This window comes from Pseudomonas sp. PWP3-1b2, assembly GCF_049896045.1.
Classification (GTDB): Bacteria; Pseudomonadota; Gammaproteobacteria; order Pseudomonadales; family Pseudomonadaceae; genus Aquipseudomonas; species Aquipseudomonas antarctica_B.
Genome location: NZ_JAFCTN010000005.1, coordinates 26,783 through 48,467, shown reverse-complemented (window position 1 = coordinate 48,467; position 21,685 = coordinate 26,783). Strand labels below are relative to the sequence as shown.

General features: G+C 62.2%; 17 protein-coding genes. 7 read left to right on the top strand and 10 right to left on the bottom strand.

The window, feature by feature from the left end:
- Window positions 1-19: 19 nt before the first annotated feature.
- Window positions 20-832 carry an HDOD domain-containing protein gene (locus tag ACP7A2_RS04905; protein WP_426133435.1) on the bottom strand — a complete coding sequence of 271 codons (813 nt, stop codon included), beginning with the start codon at window positions 830-832 and terminating at the stop codon, window positions 20-22.
- A 329-nt stretch (window positions 833-1,161) separates the two neighbouring features.
- Here ACP7A2_RS04905 and ACP7A2_RS04900 point away from each other — a divergent pair, with 329 nt between their 5' ends.
- From ACP7A2_RS04900 to ilvD, 3 genes are all read left to right on the top strand, one after another.
- On the top strand, window positions 1,162-2,358 hold the full coding sequence (locus ACP7A2_RS04900) for a class I SAM-dependent rRNA methyltransferase (RefSeq protein WP_375066455.1): 1,197 nt from the start codon (window positions 1,162-1,164) through the stop codon (window positions 2,356-2,358).
- 192 nt (window positions 2,359-2,550) lie between these two features.
- The gene (locus tag ACP7A2_RS04895) at window positions 2,551-3,711 is read left to right on the top strand and encodes an MFS transporter (RefSeq protein ID WP_426133328.1); all 1,161 of its coding nucleotides are present in this window, start codon (window positions 2,551-2,553) and stop codon (window positions 3,709-3,711) included.
- Window positions 3,712-3,959: 248 nt separating this feature from the next.
- Entirely contained in the window at window positions 3,960-5,801 is a 1,842-nt protein-coding gene (gene ilvD / locus ACP7A2_RS04890; protein WP_426133327.1) for a dihydroxy-acid dehydratase, read from the top strand.
- 194 nt (window positions 5,802-5,995) lie between these two features.
- On the opposite strand, the gene ACP7A2_RS04885 is transcribed toward ilvD, so the two are convergent.
- A complete protein-coding gene (locus tag ACP7A2_RS04885) occupies window positions 5,996-7,054 on the bottom strand; it encodes a haloacid dehalogenase-like hydrolase (RefSeq protein WP_426133326.1) in 1,059 nt (352 codons plus the stop codon).
- A 242-nt stretch (window positions 7,055-7,296) separates the two neighbouring features.
- Between ACP7A2_RS04885 and ACP7A2_RS04880 the strand changes: the two genes are divergently transcribed.
- Window positions 7,297-8,688, top strand: a complete 1,392-nt coding sequence (locus tag ACP7A2_RS04880) for an L-cystine transporter (protein WP_375070670.1) — start codon at window positions 7,297-7,299, stop codon at window positions 8,686-8,688.
- A 96-nt stretch (window positions 8,689-8,784) separates the two neighbouring features.
- Here the strand turns inward: ACP7A2_RS04880 and ACP7A2_RS04875 are convergent, their stop codons facing one another.
- The gene (locus ACP7A2_RS04875; RefSeq protein WP_426133325.1) at window positions 8,785-9,297 is read right to left on the bottom strand and encodes a dihydrofolate reductase; all 513 of its coding nucleotides are present in this window, start codon (window positions 9,295-9,297) and stop codon (window positions 8,785-8,787) included.
- A gap of 69 nt (window positions 9,298-9,366) precedes the next feature.
- Between ACP7A2_RS04875 and ACP7A2_RS04870 the strand changes: the two genes are divergently transcribed.
- Both ACP7A2_RS04870 and ACP7A2_RS04865 read left to right on the top strand, forming a co-directional pair.
- Complete coding sequence (locus ACP7A2_RS04870; protein ID WP_426133324.1) at window positions 9,367-10,746, top strand: DUF2868 domain-containing protein; 1,380 nt, start codon at window positions 9,367-9,369, stop codon at window positions 10,744-10,746.
- Entirely contained in the window at window positions 10,739-12,106 is a 1,368-nt protein-coding gene (locus tag ACP7A2_RS04865) for a DUF3482 domain-containing protein (protein ID WP_426133323.1), read from the top strand. The genes ACP7A2_RS04870 and ACP7A2_RS04865 overlap by 8 nt, the downstream gene beginning before the upstream one ends.
- Here ACP7A2_RS04865 and ACP7A2_RS04860 read toward each other — a convergent pair.
- The 7 genes from ACP7A2_RS04860 to ACP7A2_RS04830 all read right to left on the bottom strand — a co-directional run bounded on the left by ACP7A2_RS04860 (window position 12,103) and on the right by ACP7A2_RS04830 (window position 21,106).
- A complete protein-coding gene (locus ACP7A2_RS04860) occupies window positions 12,103-12,657 on the bottom strand; it encodes a phosphonate degradation HD-domain oxygenase (protein WP_426133322.1) in 555 nt (184 codons plus the stop codon). The genes ACP7A2_RS04865 and ACP7A2_RS04860 overlap by 4 nt on opposite strands.
- Entirely contained in the window at window positions 12,657-13,790 is a 1,134-nt protein-coding gene (locus ACP7A2_RS04855) for a TIGR03364 family FAD-dependent oxidoreductase (RefSeq protein ID WP_426133321.1), read from the bottom strand. The genes ACP7A2_RS04860 and ACP7A2_RS04855 overlap by 1 nt, the downstream gene beginning before the upstream one ends.
- A gap of 117 nt (window positions 13,791-13,907) precedes the next feature.
- Window positions 13,908-14,930, bottom strand: coding sequence for a putative 2-aminoethylphosphonate ABC transporter substrate-binding protein (locus tag ACP7A2_RS04850; protein WP_426133320.1), 1,023 nt, complete (start codon window positions 14,928-14,930; stop codon window positions 13,908-13,910).
- Window positions 14,931-14,952: 22 nt separating this feature from the next.
- Window positions 14,953-16,659 (bottom strand): putative 2-aminoethylphosphonate ABC transporter permease subunit, encoded by a 1,707-nt coding sequence (locus tag ACP7A2_RS04845; protein WP_426133319.1) that lies wholly within the window; start codon window positions 16,657-16,659, stop codon window positions 14,953-14,955.
- A 1-nt stretch (window position 16,660) separates the two neighbouring features.
- Window positions 16,661-17,725 (bottom strand): putative 2-aminoethylphosphonate ABC transporter ATP-binding protein, encoded by a 1,065-nt coding sequence (locus ACP7A2_RS04840; protein ID WP_426133318.1) that lies wholly within the window; start codon window positions 17,723-17,725, stop codon window positions 16,661-16,663.
- A 236-nt stretch (window positions 17,726-17,961) separates the two neighbouring features.
- Complete coding sequence (locus tag ACP7A2_RS04835) at window positions 17,962-18,825, bottom strand: LysR family transcriptional regulator (RefSeq protein ID WP_348056851.1); 864 nt, start codon at window positions 18,823-18,825, stop codon at window positions 17,962-17,964.
- Between the two features lie 16 nt (window positions 18,826-18,841).
- Window positions 18,842-21,106 (bottom strand): heavy metal translocating P-type ATPase, encoded by a 2,265-nt coding sequence (locus ACP7A2_RS04830; protein ID WP_426133317.1) that lies wholly within the window; start codon window positions 21,104-21,106, stop codon window positions 18,842-18,844.
- 85 nt (window positions 21,107-21,191) lie between these two features.
- On the opposite strand from ACP7A2_RS04830, the gene cadR reads away from it, so the two are divergent.
- Window positions 21,192-21,632, top strand: a complete 441-nt coding sequence (gene cadR / locus ACP7A2_RS04825; protein ID WP_426133316.1) for a Cd(II)/Pb(II)-responsive transcriptional regulator — start codon at window positions 21,192-21,194, stop codon at window positions 21,630-21,632.
- The last annotated feature ends 53 nt before the right edge of the window (window positions 21,633-21,685 follow it).

The following is a 21,685-nucleotide window of genomic DNA, read 5'->3' as shown; positions in this document are numbered from 1 at the left end:
ATACCTCTTGCAGAAAGGGTCAGTTCGCGCCCAGTTCGCGGATCGACAACTTCATGCTTTCGAAGTCGTAGTCCGACAGGCCCACGTAATCCAGCACCAGATGGCCGATGGCGTTCCACTCATGGTCCACCGCCTGGTTGCCCAGCACGCGATACGACGAGCAAATATGCTCGGCCATTTTCAGGATCGCCAGCAGGTTTTTAAGCTGTGGATTGCGCGTGGACTCATCGCTGAACACCGCCAGGGCGTTGTGGTGATTGGCGATAGCGTCGGTCACGTGCTCCGGCAAGCGCCAGGACTTGGCGGTGTAATAGCCGACCACGGCATGGTTGGTGTGAAACGCGTTGTTCTCGGTATCGACCACACGGCAATCCGGGCCAGCGTTGGCGTACGCCTCTTCCAGCACGGCCATGTAATTGGGGAAGCGCTTGAGCATCAGCGGCACGCCGCAATCGTGGAACAGGCCCAGCGCATAGGCTTCGTCGACAGCTTGGGAGCCGGTGCGCTTGGCGACGGTCAGGCAGGTCATGGCCACATCCTGGGCGGTGTCCCAGAAACGGTTGAGGGTGACGATAGTGTCGTCGCTCATCTCGCCCCTGATCGACAGCGCGTTGATCAGGTTGATGATCGAACGGCTGCCCAGCAGGTTCACCGCGCGCTGGATCGAGGCAATCTTGTTGCTCAGGCCGAAATACGACGAGTTGACGATTTTCAGCAAGGCACCGGACAGGCCCGGGTCCTGGGAGATCAGCCGCGCGATCACTTCCAGGTCCGGGTCGGGCATGTATTGCTCCATCTGCAAATCCACCATGATTTGCGGTTGGGGCGGCACGCTGATGCCCTGCAGGACCTGCTGGATCTGCTCGGGAGAAAGCTCTTGGGACATAAGTACACACTCTGGGCTAGGCGCGGATTCTAACCTCTATGGGAACCTGACCGACACCTCAAAAACCTGATCCGACACGCGATCAAATGTGGGAGCGGGCTTGTATGGGAGCTGGCTTGCCTGCGATAGCATCACCTCGGTTCCTTCACATACCGAGTCGCCTGCATCGCGGGCAAGCCAGGCTCCCACAGGGGCATCACAGCCCACATGTCCGGCGGCGCCACGGTTTCCTGCACAACACGGTATACTCCCGCTCTTTTTTCCGGAGCGACGTCATGTCCCTGCCAAGCCTGCGTCTCAAAGCCAACGCCGATCGTCGTTTGCGCAACGGCCACCTGTGGGTCTACAGCAACGAAATCGACGTGGCCGCCACCCCACTTCACGGCTTCCAGGCAGGCGACCAGGCCATCCTGGAAGCGGCCGGCGGCAAGACCCTGGGCATCGTGGCCATGAGCCCGAACAACCTGATCTGTGCGCGCCTGCTGTCGCGCGACATCAAGCTGCCTTTGGACAAATCGCTGCTGGTGCACCGCATCAACGTCGCCCTGTCCCTGCGTGACCGCCTGTTCGACAAGCCGTTCTACCGCCTGGTCTACGGCGACTCCGACCTGTTGCCAGGCCTGGTAGTCGACCGTTTCGGCGACATCCTGGTGGTACAGATCGCCTCGGCGACCATGGAAGCGCACAAGGAAGACGTGATCGCCGCGCTGACCCAAGTGCTCAAGCCGAGCGGCATTCTGTTCAAGAACGACTCCGCCGCGCGCGACGCCGAAGGCCTCAACCGCTACGTCGAAACCGTGTTCGGCCTGGTGCCGGAGTGGGTTGCGCTGGAAGAAAACGGCGTGAAATTCGAAGCCCCGGTGATTCAGGGCCAGAAAACCGGCTGGTTCTACGACCACCGCATGAACCGCGCGCGCCTGGCCCCGTATGCCAAAGGCAAACGCGTGCTCGACCTGTACAGCTACATCGGCGGCTGGGGCGTACAGGCTGCAGCCTTCGGCGCCAGTGAAGTGTTCTGCGTCGACGCTTCGGCCTTCGCCCTTGACGGTGTGGAGCGCAACGCGGCACTGAACGGTGTTGCCGAGAAGATGACCTGCATCGAAGGCGACGTGTTCGAAGCCCTGAAGGAACTGAAAGCCAGCGAAGAGCGTTTCGACGTGATCGTCGCCGACCCACCGGCCTTCATCAAACGCAAAAAAGACATGAAAAACGGCGAAGGCGCCTACCGCCGCCTGAACGAGCAAGCCATGCGCCTGCTCAGCAAAGACGGCATCCTCTTCAGCGCTTCGTGCTCCATGCACCTGCCGGAAGACGACCTGCAAAACATCCTGCTGACCAGCGCACGTCACCTGGATCGCAATATCCAGATGCTCGAACGCGGCGGCCAGGGACCGGATCACCCGGTGCACCCGGCGATTGCCGAGACGCGCTACATCAAAAGCATCACGTGCCGGTTGTTGCCTAATAGCTAAGGCCAGCACAGCGCTTTGACCCACCATAAATCAAGTGTGGGAGCTGGCTTGCCTGCGATGGCGGAGGATCAGTCAATAGATGCATTGGCTGATACACCGCTATCGCAGGCAAGCCAGCTCCCACATTTTGATTGAATTCCATTTTTTGCAGACTAGTATCGGTTTCTGGAATTACTCCGGAAAACAAAAACAATGTCTGGGCCGTACCTCTCCCGCTTCATCCTCATCACCTGCATCTCCCTGATCAGCTTCTTCCCGATCAATATCCTGCTGCCCTCATTCCCCGCCCTGGCTGCACGGTTCGACACCCCAACTGCCGATATTGCGCTGTCCATCAGCCTGTTCACGCTGGTCTTCTCGGTCTCTCAGCTAATCGCCGGCCCGCTGTCGGATAAGTGGGGTCGCAAAGAAGTCCTGATCGGCTGCATCACACTGTCGATCCTCGGAGCTATCGGTTGCGCACTGGCTTCGGGCTACCTGACCTTCCTGCTGTTTCGCGGCGTGCAGGCCATGGGCTGTGGCTTCTTTGTGCTCGGCCACGCGCTGGTAGAGGATCTATTCGAAGAACGAGACCGCGCCCGCGTGCGCCTCTATTACATGACCCTGAGCGGTTCGTTTGTGGCGCTGTCACCGCTGATTGGCTCCTGGCTGCAAACTACCTTCGACTGGCAAGGCAGCTTCTACGGCTTTGCGCTGATGGCACTGGGGATGCTGATCCATGCGTTCTGCATTCTGCCGTCCAAATCCGCCAGCCCGTATCGGGCGCCGGTGTCGATCTTCGGCACGCTCAAGGCCGTCGCACGCAATCGAGACTTTCTGCGCTACTGGTGGATCGCCGCGCTGGTGTTTGCCTGTTACTTCGCGCTGATCAGCGTGACACCGATGATTTTCATGGATGCCTTTAAGCTCTCCGAATACCAGTACGCCTTGGTGCTGATGGTGTACGGCGCGGCGTACCTGCTCGGCGGCGTGGCAGCCTCGTACTTGCAAAAACACATCTCGCTGTCCCGCCAGATCAACCTCGGCCTCGGCTTGCTTCTCGTTGCCGGCGTGCTGTTGACGCTGATCATCAGCTTCGAGGCCATCACCACCGTGACCCTGCTGGTCCCGATGCTGATCAGCGCCCTGGCCGTCACGCTGGTTAGACCTGCCGCGATTTCTGCGGCCATGTTGCTGTTCTCAAACAGCGCGGGCACGGCGGCATCGGCTGGCAACAGCATCATGTTTCTCACCGCAGCCGTCAGCAGCGCCGCGCTGGCGCAGGCTGGCAGCCATATGTTGATGACTATTGCCATCAGCTTCATCGCTTTCAGCTTATGGGGTTGGCTGACAAATTCGCGGGTCAGCCGTTGATGCCCCGCCACACGTCCCGTAACCGCTAACTTCACACTGGCGGCCATTCCCTCCCGCCGCCAGCGGTGTAGAATCGACGCTATTCATCGCCAGTCATCCCCCGGCGGGTTTATGAGCTCAAGGCCCAAGCACGCGGCGATCCCGCGACGCGAGTGGCAACTTTTGGACACACGGCCATTTTTCGGGTGTTCCAGACGTCAATAGAAGCTCACTCCCTTTGATACCGATTAGCCGCCCGGAGTGCTCCAATGCCTGATTACCGCTCGAAAACATCCACCCATGGCCGCAACATGGCCGGCGCGCGCGCACTGTGGCGTGCCACGGGGATGAAAGATGACGACTTCAAGAAGCCGATCATCGCGATTGCCAACTCGTTTACCCAGTTCGTACCCGGCCACGTCCACCTCAAGGACCTGGGCCAACTGGTCGCCCGCGAGATCGAACGCGCCGGCGGTGTAGCCAAGGAATTCAACACCATTGCCGTGGATGACGGCATCGCCATGGGCCATGACGGCATGCTGTATTCCCTGCCGAGCCGCGAGATCATCGCCGACTCCGTGGAATACATGGTCAACGCCCACTGCGCCGACGCTATCGTGTGCATCTCCAACTGCGACAAGATCACCCCCGGCATGCTGATGGCCGCCCTGCGCCTGAACGTCCCGGTGATCTTCGTGTCCGGCGGCCCGATGGAAGCCGGCAAGACCAAGCTGGCCTCACACGGCCTGGACCTGGTCGACGCCATGGTCATCGCCGCCGATTCCAGCGCCTCTGACGAGAAGGTCGCGGAATACGAGCGCAGCGCCTGCCCGACCTGCGGTTCGTGCTCCGGCATGTTCACCGCCAACTCGATGAACTGCCTGGTCGAAGCCCTGGGCCTGGCCTTGCCTGGCAACGGTTCCACGCTGGCCACCCACAGCGACCGCGAGCAGCTGTTCCTGCAGGCTGGCCGCACCATCGTCGAGCTGTGCAAGCGCTACTACCACGACAACGATGAGTCGGTGTTGCCGCGCAACATCGCCAACTTCAAGGCGTTCGAAAACGCCATGACGCTGGACATCGCCATGGGCGGCTCCACCAACACCATCCTGCACTTGCTGGCCGCCGCGCAAGAAGCCGAGATCGACTTCGACCTTCGCGACATCGACCGCCTGTCCCGTCACGTGCCGCAACTGTGCAAAGTCGCGCCGAACATCCAGAAGTACCACATGGAAGACGTGCACCGCGCCGGCGGGATCCTCTCGATCCTGGGTTCCCTGGCCCGTGGCGGCCTGTTGCACACCGACCTGCCGACCGTGCACAGCAAGACCCTCGCCGAAGGCATCGCCAAGTGGGACATCACCCAGACTGACGACGAAGCCGTGCACACCTTCTTCAAGGCCGGCCCGGCGGGCATCCCGACGCAAACCGCGTTCAGCCAGTCGACCCGCTATGAAACACTGGATGACGACCGTGAAAACGGCTGCATCCGCAGTGTCGAGCACGCCTACTCGCAAGAAGGCGGCCTGGCCGTGCTGTACGGCAACATCGCGCTGGATGGCTGCGTGGTGAAAACCGCCGGTGTGGATGAATCCATCCACGTCTTCGAAGGTCGCGCCAGAATCTACGAAAGCCAGGACAGCTCGGTGCGCGGCATCCTCGCCGACGAAGTCAAAGAAGGCGACATCGTGATTATCCGCTACGAAGGCCCCAAAGGCGGCCCGGGTATGCAGGAGATGCTCTACCCGACGTCCTACCTGAAGTCCAAAGGCCTGGGCAAAGCCTGCGCCTTGCTCACCGATGGCCGCTTCTCCGGCGGCACCTCGGGCCTGTCCATCGGCCACGCTTCGCCGGAAGCCGCTGCCGGCGGCGCGATTGGCCTGGTGCAGGATGGCGACAAGGTGCTGATCGACATTCCGAACCGCTCGATCAACCTGTTGATCAGCGACGAAGAACTGGCGGCACGCCGGGTTGAGCAAGACAAGAAAGGCTGGAAACCGGTTGAAAAGCGTCCGCGCAAAGTGACGACCGCGTTGAAAGCCTATGCCCTGCTGGCCACCAGTGCCGACAAGGGTGCGGTGCGTAACAAGGCGATGCTCGACGGCCTGTAAGCCTCGCCCATAAAAATGCCCCGCCAAGTGCGGGGCATTTTTTGCCTGATAAACCTCCATCAAACAATGCAGATCAACTGTGGGAGCTGGCTTGCCTGCGATAGCGGTGTGTCAGCTTGCATCTATAAAAACTGATACACCGCCATCGCGGGCAAGCCAGCTCCCACACTGACCGTACTTCGACTTAAAACTCTTTACTGGATGTCCTCAGGCTTGACGATCACCCAGTTCTTGTCCGCCGTCACCGGTAAACCTTCTTTAGCCTGCGCAGCCGCATGCTTGGCCATCATGCCGTTCAACTGGGTCATGTACTTGTCCTTGCGGTTGACCCACAAGTGAATGCCACCCTTGGCCACGTCCACATCGTGGAACAGCATGTAGCCATCGCTGGTCGGCGTATCGCCGCCCACGATCACCGGTTTTTTCCATTCGTCGATGTAGGTGAGGATCGCCGCGTGCTTGCCGGCCATCCAGGTCGCGGGGGTCCATAGGTACGGGGTCAGCTCCAGACCGAGGTTGGCCTTCTCGTCGTACTTGCCGGCGGTAATCTGCTTACGCGCGGTGGTCAGCTCCCCGGTCTTGCGGTCCTTGAGCAACGTGCTCACGCCGATGACGTTCTGGGGTTTAACGTTGTAGCCGTACTTCGGATCAGCCGCGACCATGCGCACCAGTTCCTCCGACGCGGCGGTCATCACGTACACCTCGATGCCGTTTTCCATCAGCTTGTTGTACAACTCGGCCTGGCCGGTGAAGACTTTTGGCGGCTGCACCTCGGACTTCTTCACCACGTCGCCTTCAAAGTAGGTGACGGGGACCGGTTTGCCGGACGCCATCAACTCATCCACCTGGACCTTGAGTTCCTTGAGGGTGAAGCCGGAAAAAATCTGCGCAACCCACGGGTAGCAGACCATGTCGTCGACTTCACAGAGGCGGTAGTAATAGCTGAACAGGCTTTCCTTGTGGTCGGCAGTGTCTTTGAACGGCATCAGCTTCAGGGAAGGGTCCATGCTGTCGCGGGTGATCAGGCCCTTGTTTTCCATGTACGGCAGCAAGGACTCTTCGAGGTCGTAGCGGTAGCTGGTGTTGTCCATGTCGAACACCGCGAAATTACCCTTGTTGGCGTTGGCGGCGATCATCTTGTTCAGTTGCTCGGCGGCAGGCGCCGGCCAGTGCTTCAACTCGGTGGCGGCAAAGGCTTGGCTGGCAAGGCCGAGGCAAAAAGCGGCGGCAAGCAACGTGGGCGCGAACTTCATAAGCGTTTTCTCCCTGAGTGAAAGACATCGACGCTAACAAACTCTTGTGACAATTCCCAAGTCGAGCACGACGGTGCGCGTTCTGATCCCGCCACAGCCATACACCTGAGCGTCAAACGCTTATTCCAAAAACGACAGTCACCATTCCATATCGGTATTAAATCAATATATTTCAAGCTGTTAGCATTTTCGGTTCGCAATCGCAGGCTCACGCGATTGGCAGCACTCTCAACGGAGCTTCAATGAATCTGCCCCTGATTCTCAACGTACTGGTGTTCGTGGCCCTGTTGCTGGGCCTGGCACAAACCCGCCGCACAAACTGGAGCCTGGCCAAGAAGGTCCTGTTCGCGCTCGCCCTGGGCGTGATATTCGGCACGGTGCTGCACACGATTTACGGCGACGGCAACCCGGTGCTCAAAGCCTCGATTGGCTGGTTCGACCTGGTCGGCAACGGCTATGTGCAGTTGCTGCAAATGATCGTGATACCGCTGGTATTCGCCTCGATCCTCAGTGCCGTGGCGCGTCTGCATAACGCCTCGTCACTGGGCAAGATCAGCTTCCTGACCATTGGCACGTTGCTGTTTACCACCGCGATTGCGGCGCTGATCGGCATCGGCCTGACCAACCTGTTCGGCCTCACCGCCGAAGGTTTGGTGGCCGGCACTCAGGAAATGGCGCGCCTGCAAGTGATCCAGAGTGATTACGCAGGCAAGGTCGCCGACCTGAATATCCCGCAACTGCTGTTGTCGTTTGTGCCGGCCAACCCGTTTGCCGACCTGGCTCGGGCCAAGCCGACCTCGATCATCAGCGTGGTGATTTTCGCCGCCTTCCTGGGGGTTGCCGCGCTGCAACTGCTCAAGGATGACGTGGAAAAAGGCCAGAAAGTGCTCAACGCCATCGACACCTTGCAAGCCTGGGTGATGCGGCTGGTGCGCCTGGTGATGAAGCTGACGCCGTATGGCGTTTTGGCGCTGATGACGAAAGTGGTCGCCGGCTCCAACCTGCAAGACATCATCAAGCTCGGTAGTTTTGTGGTGGTGTCGTACCTGGCGCTGGGCCTGATGTTTGTGGTGCACGGCCTGCTGCTGTCGCTGGCCGGGATCAACCCGCTGCGGTTCTTCCGAAAGGTGTGGCCGGTGCTGACCTTTGCGTTCACCAGCCGCTCCAGCGCGGCGGCGATTCCGCTGAGCATCGAAGCGCAGACGCGCCGTCTGGGCATTCCGCAATCCATCGCCGGGTTCGCCGCTTCGTTCGGCGCGACCATCGGCCAGAACGGTTGCGCCGGGCTTTACCCTGCGATGTTGGCGGTGATGGTGGCGCCGACCGTCGGCATCAACCCGCTGGACCCGCTGTGGATCGCGACGCTGGTGGCGATTGTGACCTTGAGTTCGGCCGGTGTGGCGGGCGTGGGCGGTGGTGCAACGTTTGCTGCGCTGATCGTGCTGCCGGCCATGGGCTTGCCGGTGTCACTGGTGGCGCTGCTGATTTCCGTGGAGCCGCTGATTGATATGGGCCGCACGGCGCTGAACGTGAACGGTTCGATGACGGCTGGGGCGATTACCAGCCAGGTTATGGGGCAGACGGATAAAGCGTTGCTGGATGCCGATGAGCATGCCGAATTAGCGCAAGCCTGACAGATCGCTATCGCGGGCAAGCCAGCTCCCACAGTTGACCGAGTTTTTCTGAAGAAACCGGATCAACCTGTGGGAGCTGGCTTGCCTGCGATGCTCTTAGGCCTTTTCCCAAACCTCAAAGTTGTACGCCGGCTTATCGCCCTCAGCCGGGTTTTCAACATTCGACACCAGATTCCACTGGTTCAAATCAAACGCCGGAAACCACGCATCCCCCTCAGGGCTCAACGCCACCCGCGTCAAATACAGGCGATCCGCCTGCTCCAGCCCCTGCGCATACAACTGCGCACCGCCGATCAGCATCAGCTCATCCACACCCTGCTCCAGTGCCCACGCCTCAGCGCGTTCCACGGCTGCTGCCAGTGACGGAAAAACTTCCGCACCTTCAAGCACAAGATCGGTCTGACGGCTAACCACCAGGTTCAAACGCCCCGGCAACGGTCGGCCCAGGGAGTCCCAGGTCTTGCGCCCCATGATGATCGGCTTGCCGAGCGTGGTGGCCTTGAAATATTTGAAATCCCCCGGCAAATGCCAGGGCATGCTGTTGTCGACGCCGATCACGCGGTTTTCACCGAGGGCTGCGATCAGGCTTAGAGGGAGAGTTTTTTTCATGGCGACGAGAATACCAGAGCCGCGAGTCAGCGGTTATGCTCCAGGCTCACTTGCTCAACAGGATGGCGCGTGACTGCACTGAACCCCCTGCAAAAACTCTGGCTGACGGAAACCGTGCGCCTGCGTGAAGAACACGCCGGTCCCCTGGAAGACCTGGAAGCCAACCGTCTGGCCCGCACGGCCGGTGGCGACTTGCCGGCGCGCATCCAGAACCGCGCGCTGCACCTGGCCGAGCGCGATGGCCTCACCGCCGCCCTTACCCGCTGGCTGCAAGGCGCGCGTCTGGCGCTGGTGCTGTTGGCGATAGTCGCGGTTATCAGCGGCGCCGGGCTGGCCTTTGCCGCATTGGGCAACGGCCTGACCCCAGTGAATGTGTTTTGGGCGTTGGGCAGCCTGCTTGGCTTGAATCTGATTTTGCTGACCAGTTGGGCCTTGGGCCTGCTGTTTGCCGGCGAGCACAGCGCCGCCCTTGGGCGACTGTGGTTGTGGCTCAGCGAAAAGCTCGCCCGAGACGCCAAGGCCGCGCAACTGGCGCCCGCGCTGCTGTTGTTGTTGCAGCGACAAAAGCTCAATCGCTGGGCGGTCGGTGTGCTGGTCAACAGCCTGTGGCTGCTGGCCTTGCTCAGTGCCATGCTGATTCTTCTCACCTTGCTCGCCACACGCCGTTACGGCTTCGTGTGGGAAACCACCATCCTCGGCGCCGACACCTTCGTCGCCGTGACCAGTGCCCTCGGCACCCTGCCCGCCTTGCTCGGCTTCAATGTGCCCACCGTCGAGATGATCCGCGCCAGCGGCGATTCCGCTCTGAATATCGAAAGCGCCCGTCAGGCCTGGGCCGCGTGGCTGGTCGGCGTGTTGCTGGTCTACGGCCTGCTGCCGCGCCTGATACTCGCCCTGCTGTGCCTGTGGCGCTGGAAACGCGGGCGCGCGGCATTGCGCCTGGACCTGAATCTGCCGGGCTACAGCCAGTTGCGCGAGCGTTTGATGCCGAGCAGTGAGCGCCTCGGCGTCAACGATGCCGCGCCCGAACAGCTGCATCACGTCAGCGGCGGCGTCAGCGAACTGGAAAGCGACGGCGCGCTGCTAGTCGCCATCGAGCTGGACGACCAACACCCTTGGCCGCCCAAGCTGCCAAACAGCATCAAACACGCCGGTATCCTCGACAGCCGCGAATCGCGCAACAAACTGCTGGAGCAACTCACGCGCTTCCCGCCCGCGCGCCTGGCGATCGCCTGCGACCCACGCCGCTCGCCGGACCGTGGCAGCCTGGCACTGATCGCCGAACTGGCGCGCAGTGCCACCGCCACCCGCGTATGGCTGCTGCAAGCGCCCACCGGCCAAGCGCTGGACGCCGAGCGCCTGGGCGACTGGCACACCGCGCTGCAACAGCTTGAGCTGCCCTTCGCCGATTGCGCGCCGCTGAACTGGCTGGAGACCGGTCATGACTAAACCGCTGAAACTCGCCGTGGTCGGCCACACCAATGTCGGCAAGACCTCGCTGCTGCGTACGCTGACCCGCGATGTGGGCTTCGGCGAAGTCTCCCATCGCCCCAGCACCACGCGGCATGTGGAAGGCGCGCGCTTGTCGGTGGACGGCGAAGCCTTGCTGGAGCTCTACGACACGCCCGGCCTGGAAGATGCCATCGCCTTGCTCGACTATCTGGAACGCCTGGACCGACCCGGCGAACGCCTCGATGGCCCGGCCCGACTGGCGCGTTTTCTGGAGGGCAGCGAAGCCCGCCAGCGTTTCGAGCAGGAAGCCAAAGTGCTGCGCCAACTGCTGGCGTCCGACGCGGGACTGTATGTAATCGATGCCCGCGAGCCGGTGCTGGCCAAGTACCGCGATGAGCTGCAAGTGCTCGCCAGTTGCGGTAAACCCTTGCTGCCGGTACTCAATTTTGTCAGCAGCAACGACCACCGCGAGCCGGACTGGCGCGAAGCCCTGGCGCGCCTTGGCCTGCATGCGCTGGTGCGTTTCGACAGCGTCGCGCCACCGGAAGACGGCGAGCGGCGGCTGTATGAAAGCCTCGCCCTGCTGCTGGAAACCGCGCGGCCACAGTTGGAGCGGCTGATCCTCGATCAGCAAGCCCAACGCCAGGCCCGCCAACAAAGCGCCGCGCGGTTGATTGCCGAGTTGCTGATCGACTGCGCCGCGTGCCGGCGCAGCGTGGTCACCGAGGATGAGCCGCACGCCATCAACGACCTGCGCAAAGCCGTGCGCCAGCGCGAACAAAAATGCGTGGAGGCCCTGCTCAAGCTGTTCGGCTTCCGCCCACAGGACGCCGCCGCCAGCGACTTGCCGTTGCTCGACGGGCGCTGGGGCGACGACCTGTTCAACCCCGAAACCCTCAAGCAACTGGGCGTGCGTGTCGGCGGCGGAATTGCTGCAGGGGCGGCGGCCGGTGCAGGCGTGGATTTACTGGTCGGCGGCTTAACCCTCGGCGCCGCCGCCCTGGCTGGCGCGATTGCCGGCGGCGCACTGCAAACCGCCCGCAGCTACGGCAGCCGCTTGCTCGGCAAGATCAAAGGCCAACGCGAGCTGACCGTGGACGACAGCGTGCTGCGCCTGCTTGCCCTGCGCCAACGCCAGTTGCTCAAGGCCCTCAACCTGCGCGGCCATGCGGCGTTGCACAGCATCAAGGTCGACACGCCCCAGGACAAAACCTGGCGCGAAGGCAAGCTCCCGGACGCACTGCACAAAGCCCGCGCCCACCCGCAATGGTCGTCACTCAACCCCCACGCCAAATTGAGTCAGGCCGAGCGCCAGGAACAGGTCGAAGCGCTGGCTCAGCGCCTGGACGCGACCTAAGCCGCCAGCAACCGTCGCGCTTTGGCCTTGAGCACGTCAAGGTCAAGCACCGGCACGTGCATTTGCTTGGCTTGCTCGTCCCAGTGGCGCAGGCGCAGGCTGACTTGGCAGAGCGGGTCTTGCGCAAACGCCCGGGCTTCTTCGGCGCTCATCACCCCGCCCTGATAACCCAGGGTACGACGGCTGGCTTCACTCAGGCGGGCGTAGTAGTCCGGCTGGCTGAAGGTCAGGTAGCGCTTGGCCTGCACGTGATACTCCACCAACTTGGCGATGCGCTCGCTGAAGCCTGCGCGGCGCAAATAATCCGCGCCCAGGCGCTCATGGCTGACCACGCCATAGCAGCCCATGTTCGCGCCGCCCTGGCCGCAGATATGCCCGATGTCGTGAAAGAACGCGGCCAACACCACCTCATCATCAAAGCCTTCGGCCATTGCCAGTTGCGCCGCCTGAGACATGTGCTCGATCTGCGACACCGGCTCGCCGATGTAATCCGCGGTGCCGTGCTGTTCGTACAAGCCGAAGACGTCGGCAATCGCCTGTTCCGGGTTCATCACGCCTCTCCCCACAACGTTGCGATATTTCGCTCGGCCATCGCCGGCCCCACACTCATGCCGACGCCGGTGTGCATCAGCGCCGCGCTCACGCCCGGTGCTGCCCGCAGGAACGAAAACGGCCCCGGCCCACGCGAGCCGTACACGCCTTGCCAGCGTTCCACCACTTGAATCTTGCAGCCCAGGGTCTGCTCGGCCAGTTCGATCATCCAGTCATCGACCTGCTCGGCATTGAACGGTGAGGCATCGCTGCCGTAGTCGTGGGAATCGCCGATGATCAGCTCACCCTGGGGCGTGGGGCTGATCAGCAAGTGAATCCCGTGCTCATGCAGGTACGGCGTTTCGCGAAGGATGTGCGCTCGCACTGGCGCGGCTTCCGGCAGGTCGGCGAAGGCGCCGTAATGCACGCAACTCAACCCCGTCAGCAAGGCATGTTGCAGGTTCAGGTCTATTGCAGGCCGCGCCCGCAGCATTTGCAGGCGGCAGATACTCGGGTTGAGTTCGGCAATCGATTCGGCCAGCAGGGTTTGGTAATCGTGGCCGGAGCAGACAATGATCTGCTCGCCGCGAAAGCTGCCTGCGGTGCTGTGCAGTTGGCCGGGCTCGACGTCGCGCACCAGGGTGGAGAAGTGAAAGTCCACGTTCAGCTCCTGCGCCAGGTAGTTGATCAGCGCCGGAATCGCTTCGCGCGAATACAGTTGCTGATCATCCTTGCCGTGCAGCGCCGCGCGGTGATGGCGGAACTGGCCGCCGTACACATCCTTCATCGCTGCGCCTTGCAGCAGCTCGACGTTGTAGCCGTGTTCCCTGGCGCGACCGGCGCAGAAGGCTTCCAGCAGATGCTCTTCAGCTTCGGTGCGGGCGAACAGGTACGAGCCGTTGCGCTTGAGCTGCAGCCCGGCCGCTTGGGCCCAATGGCCCCAGATGTCGCGGCTTTCGCGGGCGAGGTCCAGCATTGGCCCCGGTGGTTGGCCGGTGACCAGTGCCTGGCCGAAGTTGCGCACCGAGGCGCCCAGTGGCGTGGCGCTGCGTTCGAAGACCCTGACCTTGAGGCCGCGTTTGGCGGCGGCAAAGGCGTGGGACAGGCCGAGGATGCCGGCGCCCACAATCAGCAGGTCGTTTGGTTGTGTCATGTCGTGATGTCCTGAATTCGAGGCCGCTATCGCAGCCAAGCCAGCTCCCACAGGGGAATGCATTCCAGGTGTGGGAGCTGGCTTGCCTGCGATGAGGCCATCAGCCCTAACGAAAACTTACTGACCTGCCACCTTTTCCGACTTGCCGTCATAGCGCTTGCGCCATTCAGTCAGGATGCTGTCGCGGTTTTTTGAGGCCCAGGCGAAGTCGTTCTTGATCAGGCGCTGTTCGTAGTCAGCCGGCAATTCGGTCTGCGGCTTGGCAATACCCGGCTGGGCGAGCACGGCGAAGTTGTCCTTGTACAGCTCCATCGCTGCGGGGCTCGCGGAGAAGTCAGCCAGCTTTTTCGCGGCGTCTGCATGGGCGGTGCCCTTGATCACAGCCGTTGCTTCGATGTCCCAACCCAGGCCTTCTTTCGGCAGGATAATGTCCAGCGGCGCGCCCTGGCGCTTCAACTGCACGGCCGGGTATTCGAAGGAAATACCAATCGGGAACTCACCCGACGCCGCCAGCTTGCACGGCTTGGAGCCGGAGTGAACGTACTGGCCGATGTTCTGGTGCAGGTCGTCCATGAACTGCCAGCCCTGTTTCTCGCCGAAGGTTTGCAGCCAGGCGCTGACGTCGAGGAAACCGGTGCCGGATGACGCCGGGTTCGGCATCACGATCTTGCCCTTGTACTCAGGCTTGGTCAGGTCTTGCCAGCTCACCGGTTTGGTCAGGCCCTGCTTTTCGGCTTCGACCGTGTTGAAGCAAATGGTCGCGGCCCACACGTCCATGCCGACCCAGGCCGGCGGGTTGGCGGCGTCGCGGTAGTTCTTGCCGATCTTGTCCAGGTCCTTGGGCGCGTAGTTATCCAGCATGCCCTGCTGGTCGAGGATCGCCAGGCTCGAAGCAGCCAGGCCCCAGACCACGTCGGCTTGCGGGCGGTCTTTTTCAGCCAGCAGCTTGGCGGTGATGATGCCGGTGGAGTCGCGTACCCATTTGATTTCGACGTCCGGGTTGGCCTTTTCGAAGGCCTGTTTGTAGGTCTTCAACTGCTCGGCTTCGAGGGCCGTGTACACGGTCAGCTCGGTCTTGGCGAAGGCATTCAGGCTGAATGCAGTGAGTACCGCAGCGACCAGCGCCAGGGGCTTGAACATGGAACACCTCCTACAGGGACAATTATTGGCCGGGCGCGGTCTGGCGCCAGGCTTGGGAGCGGCGCAACGCGCCACGTGAGGCCCACGCCAGCAGCAGCGAGACGCCGGCCGAGGTGAACAAAATCAGGGTCGACATCGCCGCCGCGCCGCCCACGTTGCCGGCGTCATCCATATTCAACACGGCGACGGCGGCGAGGATGGTGTCGGGGCTGTAGAGGAAGATCGCGGCGGAGACAGTGGTCATCGCCGACACAAACAGGTAGCGCACGATGTCCAGCAAGGCGGGCAGGCAAATCGGTACCGTGACTTTCAAGTAATGGCGGTACAGCGGCGCCTTGAGGGACAGCGCGGCGGCTTCGAATTCGGCGTCCAGCTGGCGCAGCGCGGTGGTCGCGGTCATCTGCGCGGTGGTCAAATAGTGCGCGATGGTGCACACCACCAGCAGGGTCATGGTCCCGTAGAACACATGCAGCGGGTTGCCGTTAAGGTTAAAAAAGAACACGTAGCCCAGGCCGAGCACCAGGCCCGGCACGGCCATCGGCACAAAGCTGAGCATGCGCAGCGCCAGGTTCAGGCCTTTCTGGCCCTTGGTTTTTTCCATCAGGTAAGCGCCGGTGAAGATCAGCACACTGCCCACCAACGCTGTGCACAGCGCCATGGTCAGGCTGTTGCGGTAGGCCAGCCAGCCGCCGCCCGCGGTGTCTTCGAATTGGTAATGGCTGAGGGACAGCGACAGGTTGTACGGCCAGAATTTCACCAGCGAGGAATACACCGCCATGCCGAACACCAGCAGCAACACGGCACAGATCATCAGCACGATGGCCAGGTAGCAGCCGTCTCGCAACCGCGACGGCGCGGGCTGGAACACTTGGGCGCGGCCACTCATGGAGTCGCCATGGCGACGGCGCAGCCAGGCATCCACCGCAAAACTGAACAGCGCCGGCAGCAGCAACACCATGCCAATCAACGCGCCGCGACCAAACTGTTGCTGGCCGACCACCGCCTTGTAGGCTTCCAGCGCCAGCACCTGATAATCGCCGCCGACCACCACGGGTACGCCGAAGTCGGTGATGGTCAGGGTGAACACCAGGCAGAACGCCGCGAACACCGCCTGGCGTGTGGCCGGCCAGGTGATGCTGCGAAACGCCCGGGCCGGGCTGGCGCCCATGCTGGAAGCGGCATCAAACAAGCGCGCATCTGCCAGAGACAGCGCCGACAGTAGAATCATCAGGGCGTGTGGGAAGGTGTAGATCACCTCACCCAGCACAATCCCCCAGAAGCCGTAGATGTTGTCCGAGAGCAGGCCGCGCAACAGGCCTTGATTGCCGAACAGGTACACCAGCGCAATCCCCGGCAGCATCGACGGCGCCATCAACGGCAGCAGCGACAGGCCGCGCCAGATCGCCTTGCCGGGAATCAGCGTGCGTTGCAGGGCGTAGGCAAACAGGTAAGCCAGCGGTACGACGATGGCCGCGACGCTGAGGGAAACTTTAAGGCTGTTGCCGAGTAGCCAGTGGAAGTTGTCGCTGGTCACCAGTTCGCGCGCAGCCACCAGGCCGCCGCCCTGCCCGGCGTCACTGCTGAAGCCGCGCCAGAAGATCGCCAGCAACGGCATCAACACGGCGATGCCGAGCAGTAACAGCCACAGCAGTTTGCCGCCGACCACGAAAATACGGTCGCCCGTTTCGGCACGTGATGCCTGACGCGGCAACGTCATCACGGCGGCCATGTCAGGCAAACACCTGCAGGCTGCGCGGCGGCAAGGCTACCCAGATGTCCTGCGCACCGAGGCGCGGCATGGCTTCCGGGGCCAGCTCGGCGAGCAATGGATGCCCTGGCAGTTGCTCCAGCTCAAAGCTCATGCGGCAGCGGTTACCCAGAAAGGTGATCTCGCGGACCTTGGCCGGGAACAGGTTTTCTTCATGCACCGGCGGGTTGACGCTGATGGCTTCCGGGCGACAGAACAGCCGGCCGGATTTGGCCACGCCCGCATCGTCGGACAAGCGCATATTCATCCCGCCAACCTGGGCGTGGCTGGCACTGTTACGGCTGAATGGCAGCCAGTTGCCCTGGCCGACAAACTCCGCCACGAAAGGCGTGGCCGGGCGGTCGTAGATTTCCTGCGGCGTGGCGTACTGCTCGACCTTGCCGTTGTTCATCACGGCAATGCGGTCGGCCATCAGCATGGCCTCGTCCTGGTTGTGGGTGACCATCAGCGTGGTGATGCCCAGGCGCCGTTGCAGCTGGCGCAGCTCGGTGCACAGATGCTCACGCACACGGGCGTCGAGGGCGGACATGGGTTCGTCCAGCAGTAACAAGGAAGGCGCCGGGGCCAAGGCACGGGCCAGGGCGACACGTTGTTGCTGGCCGCCGGAAAGCTGGCCGGGGTACTTTTTTTCGCTGCCGACCAGGCCCACCAGTTCCAGCATCTGGCCGACGCGCTGACGCACTTCATCGCGGCCATTGCCCATCAGGCCGTAGCCGATATTCGCTTCAACGGTGAGATTGGGAAACAGCGCGTAGGACTGGAACAGAATGCCGTAGTCCCGCGCTTGTGGCGGCAACAGAGACACGTCGCGGTTGCCCAGACGCAGTTCACCGCTGTCCTGGCGCTCCAGGCCGGCGATGCAGCGCAGCAAGGTGGTCTTGCCGCAGCCGGACGGGCCTAGCAGGCACACCAGCTCGCCGGCGGCGACGTCCAGGGACACGTTGTCCAACGCGGTAAAGGCGCCAAAGCGCTTCTGGATACCACGCACTGTCATCGGCGCGCCGGGGTGGGTCAGGGCTGTGTTCATGGAGGCACCTCATCAAACTGATGAAGGCCATGCTAGGCGGGCAATGCGTCGCGGTTGTGGCAGGAAGGCAAAAGGCAGTGATAGTGGTATTGGTGGATTTGGGTAGGGCTCAGCAGGTGTGTTGTCGGGGCGGGCCCCATCGCAGGCAAGCCAGCTCCCACATTGGACGGTGTTCACCCATCAAAATGTGGGAGCTGGCTTGCCTGCGATAGCAACTCAAGGGCCGGCACTAAACCTCAGATTGGCGACATTTCCTGCGCCAGCCCCAGAAACGCCGCCGGCAGCCGCGCAGCCTTTCTTTCCTTGAGGCAGTACAAATACTCCGGAATCTGCGGCGCGTTTTCGATGGTCAGCACCCGCAACTGCGGGTCGTGGGGCACTTCCTGCCGGGCGATGATGCTGATGCCGATATTGCGCAGCACTGCTTCGCGAATCGATTCGCGGCTGCCGATTTCCAGCAGCGGCCCATAACTCACGCCGGCGCCCTGCAACATTTCTTCGGTCAGCCGCCGCGTGGTAGAGCCGGCTTCGCGCATCAACAAGGTGTGCCCGGCCAGGGCACTTAACGGCACGTGATCGAGGTTGGCCAACGGATGATTGCGATGCACCGCCAGCACCAGAGGATCAGTGCCCAGCACGCGGCGAATCAGGCGCGGGTCTTCGAGCAGTTGCGAGGAGGCCGCGACGTCTACGCGGTAGTCATCCAGCGCTTCAAGCACCTGCTGGGAGTTGCCGATTTCCACCGAGACGTCCACATGGGGCAGGCGCTCGCGAAAGGCTTTGACCAGATCGAGAATGTAATACGGCGCCGTTGCGGCAATGCGTAAGGCGCCCTGAACCTGGCCGGTGTTGCGCAGGAAAAACTCGATGTCCGCTTCCTGCTGCAACAGCGTCTTGACCATCGGCAGCAACCGCGCGCCGTCGTCGCTGACGGTGAGGCGGCGCCCGCCGCGGTAGAACAGCTCAACGCTGTATTGGCTTTCCAGGTTGCGAATCTGGGTGGTGACCGTGGGCTGGCTCAGGCCGAGTTTTTTCGCCGCCTGGGTGATGCTGCCCAGGCGGGCGACCATGTAAAAAGCCTTCAGCTCGGCACTCAGCACGCCACCCTCTCATCGTTTATTTGCGCAACAGACGCAGACCATTGAATACCACCAGCAGGCTCACGCCCATGTCGGCGAACACCGCCATCCACATGGTGGCCAGGCCCAGGAACGTGACCGCGAGGAAGATCGCCTTGATCACCAACGCCAGGGCGATGTTCTGCTTGAGGATACTCGACGTTTGCCGCGACAACCGAATGAAAGCCGGAATCTTGCGCAAATCGTCATCCATCAACGCCACGTCGGCGGTCTCGATGGCCGTGTCGGTGCCAGCAGCGGCCATGGCAAAACCGATCTCGGCGCGGGCCAGCGCCGGGGCGTCGTTGATGCCGTCGCCGACCATGCCCACGCGGTGGCCTTTGCCGTAAAGGGCTTCGATGGCTTGCAGTTTGTCGGTGGGCAGCAGGTCGCCCTGGGCCTGATCAATACCGACCTGGGCGGCAATCGCTTGCGCTGTGTGGGTGTTGTCGCCGGTGAGCATCAGGGTTTTGATGCCCAGCGCGTGGAGTTGCTGGATCGCTTCGCGGCTGCTGTCTTTGACGGTGTCGGCCACGGCGAACAGCGCCAGCGGGCCGGATTTGTCGAGCAGCAGCACCACGGACTTGCCTTGTTTTTCCAGGGCGAAGAGTTTTTCTTCCAGCGCCGGCGAGCACAGGCCGAGGTCTTCCACCAGGCGGTGGTTGCCCAAGTGGTAGGTTTCGCCGTTGATGTCGCCGCGCACACCGCGACCGGCCAGGGCCTCGAAGTTATCCACAACGTGGGCGGGCAGGTTTTTATCCACAGCTGCGTTGGCGATGGCCAGCGACACCGGGTGGTCAGAACGACCGGCCAAGCTGGCCGCCAGGGCCGGCGCGCTGTCTTCAATGTTGGGAAACAGCGCCAGGTAATCGGTTTGCACCGGCTTGCCGTGGGTGATGGTGCCGGTCTTGTCGAGGGCCAGGTAGTCGAGTTTGTAACCGCCCTCCAGGTACACGCCGCCCTTGATCAATATGCCTTTGCGCGCCGCTGCCGCGAGGCCGCTGACGATGGTCACCGGGGTGGAAATCACCAGTGCACAAGGGCAAGCGACTACCAGCAGCACGAGGGCGCGGTAGATCCAGTCAAACCAGACGCCTGCCATGAACAGCGGCGGAATCAGCGCCACGCCGAGGGCAAACAGGAACACCGCCGGGGTGTAGACCTTGGCGAAGCTGTCGACAAAGCGCTGGGTCGGCGCCCGCGCGCCCTGGGCTTGCTCCACGGCGTGGATGATGCGCGCCAGGGTGGAGTTGTTGGCGGCAGCGGTGACTTTGTACTCCAGGGAACCGGCCTGGTTGATGGTGCCGGCGAAGACTTTGTCGCCCACAGTCTTTTCAATCGGCAGGCTTTCACCGGTGATCGGCGCCTGGTCGATGGTGGATTGACCGGCGGTAACTTCACCGTCCAGGCCAACGCGCTCGCCGGGCTTTAACCGCACGATCGCGCCCATTTCAATACTTTTGACTTCCTGTTCAGCCCAGGAGCCGTCGGCCTGCTGCACCGTCGCTTGCTCCGGCGTCATCTGCATCAAGCCACTGATGGCATTGCGCGCCCGGTCCAGGGACTTGGCCTCGATCAACTCGGCCACGGTGAACAGGAACATCACCATGGCCGCTTCCGGCCACTGGCCGATCAGGATCGCACCGGTGACGGCGATGCTCATCAGCGCATTGATGTTCAGGTTGAGGTTTTTCAGCGCGATCCAGCCCTTTTTATAGGTGGTGAGGCCGCCGCTGAGGATCGACACCAGCGCCACCAGTGCGATGACCCAGGTCGGTGCGACGCCGCTGAAATGCAGCACCTCGGCACCCAACGCGCCTACGCCGGAGACAGCCAGCGGCCACCAGTGTTTCTTTGCAGGTGGCTCGGCGGCGGCGACGCCCTCTTCGATGGGGTCGGCCTGCATGCCGAGGGATTTGATCGCCTCGACAATCGGCGCAGTGCTCGGCAGGTCGTGGGTGACGCCGAGAATGCGATTGATCAGGTTGAATTCCAGTTGCTGCACACCGGCGAGCTTGCCCAGTTTGTTCTGGATCAGCGTCTGCTCGGTGGGGCAGTCCATGGCTTCAATGCGGAAGGTGCTCAGGCGCGAGCCGGCGGTGGGTGCTTCGCTCAGTTGCACCAACGCGGGGGCTGGCGTGCCGGAACAGCAGGCGCCGCCGTGGCCATGGTTATGCACAGGCGTGAGTTTTTTCGGGGCATGATCGTGGTCATGATCGTGATCATGGTCGTGTTTGTGCGGGGTGTGGAGGGAGTCGCTCATTCTGTCGCGTCCGTAAAGGTGCCTGTTGCCAAGTAAAGACCCTGTAGCCACTATAGGGTCAAGCACCCATTTGGAGATTGCTGCAATGAAGATCGGCGAATTGGCCAAACTGACCGACTGTCAGGTGGAAACCATCCGTTATTACGAGAAGGAAGGCCTGCTCTCGCCCCCGGCCCGCACGGACGCCAACTACCGCGTGTACACCCAGGCGCACACCGAGCGGCTGATCTTTATCCGCAATTGCCGCAGCCTCGACATGACCCTCGAGGAAATCCGCAGCCTGTTGGGGCTGCGCGACAGCCCGCAAGACCAGTGCGAAAGCGTGAATGCGTTGATCGACGAGCATATCCACCATGTAAAAGCGCGGATCGACGGGCTACTGGCCTTGCAAGAGCATTTGCTCGATTTGCGCCAGCGCTGCGGCGGCGGGGATCAGTGCGGGATCTTGCAGCGGCTGGAGGTCAGCGGTGGCGTGACGGCCAGTGAGGCCGAGCCTTCCCATGTGGGCAGAAGCCACGGCCATTGATTCAGCCTGGCAACCTGATTCAAATGTGGGCGCTGGCTTGCCAGCCCCCACAT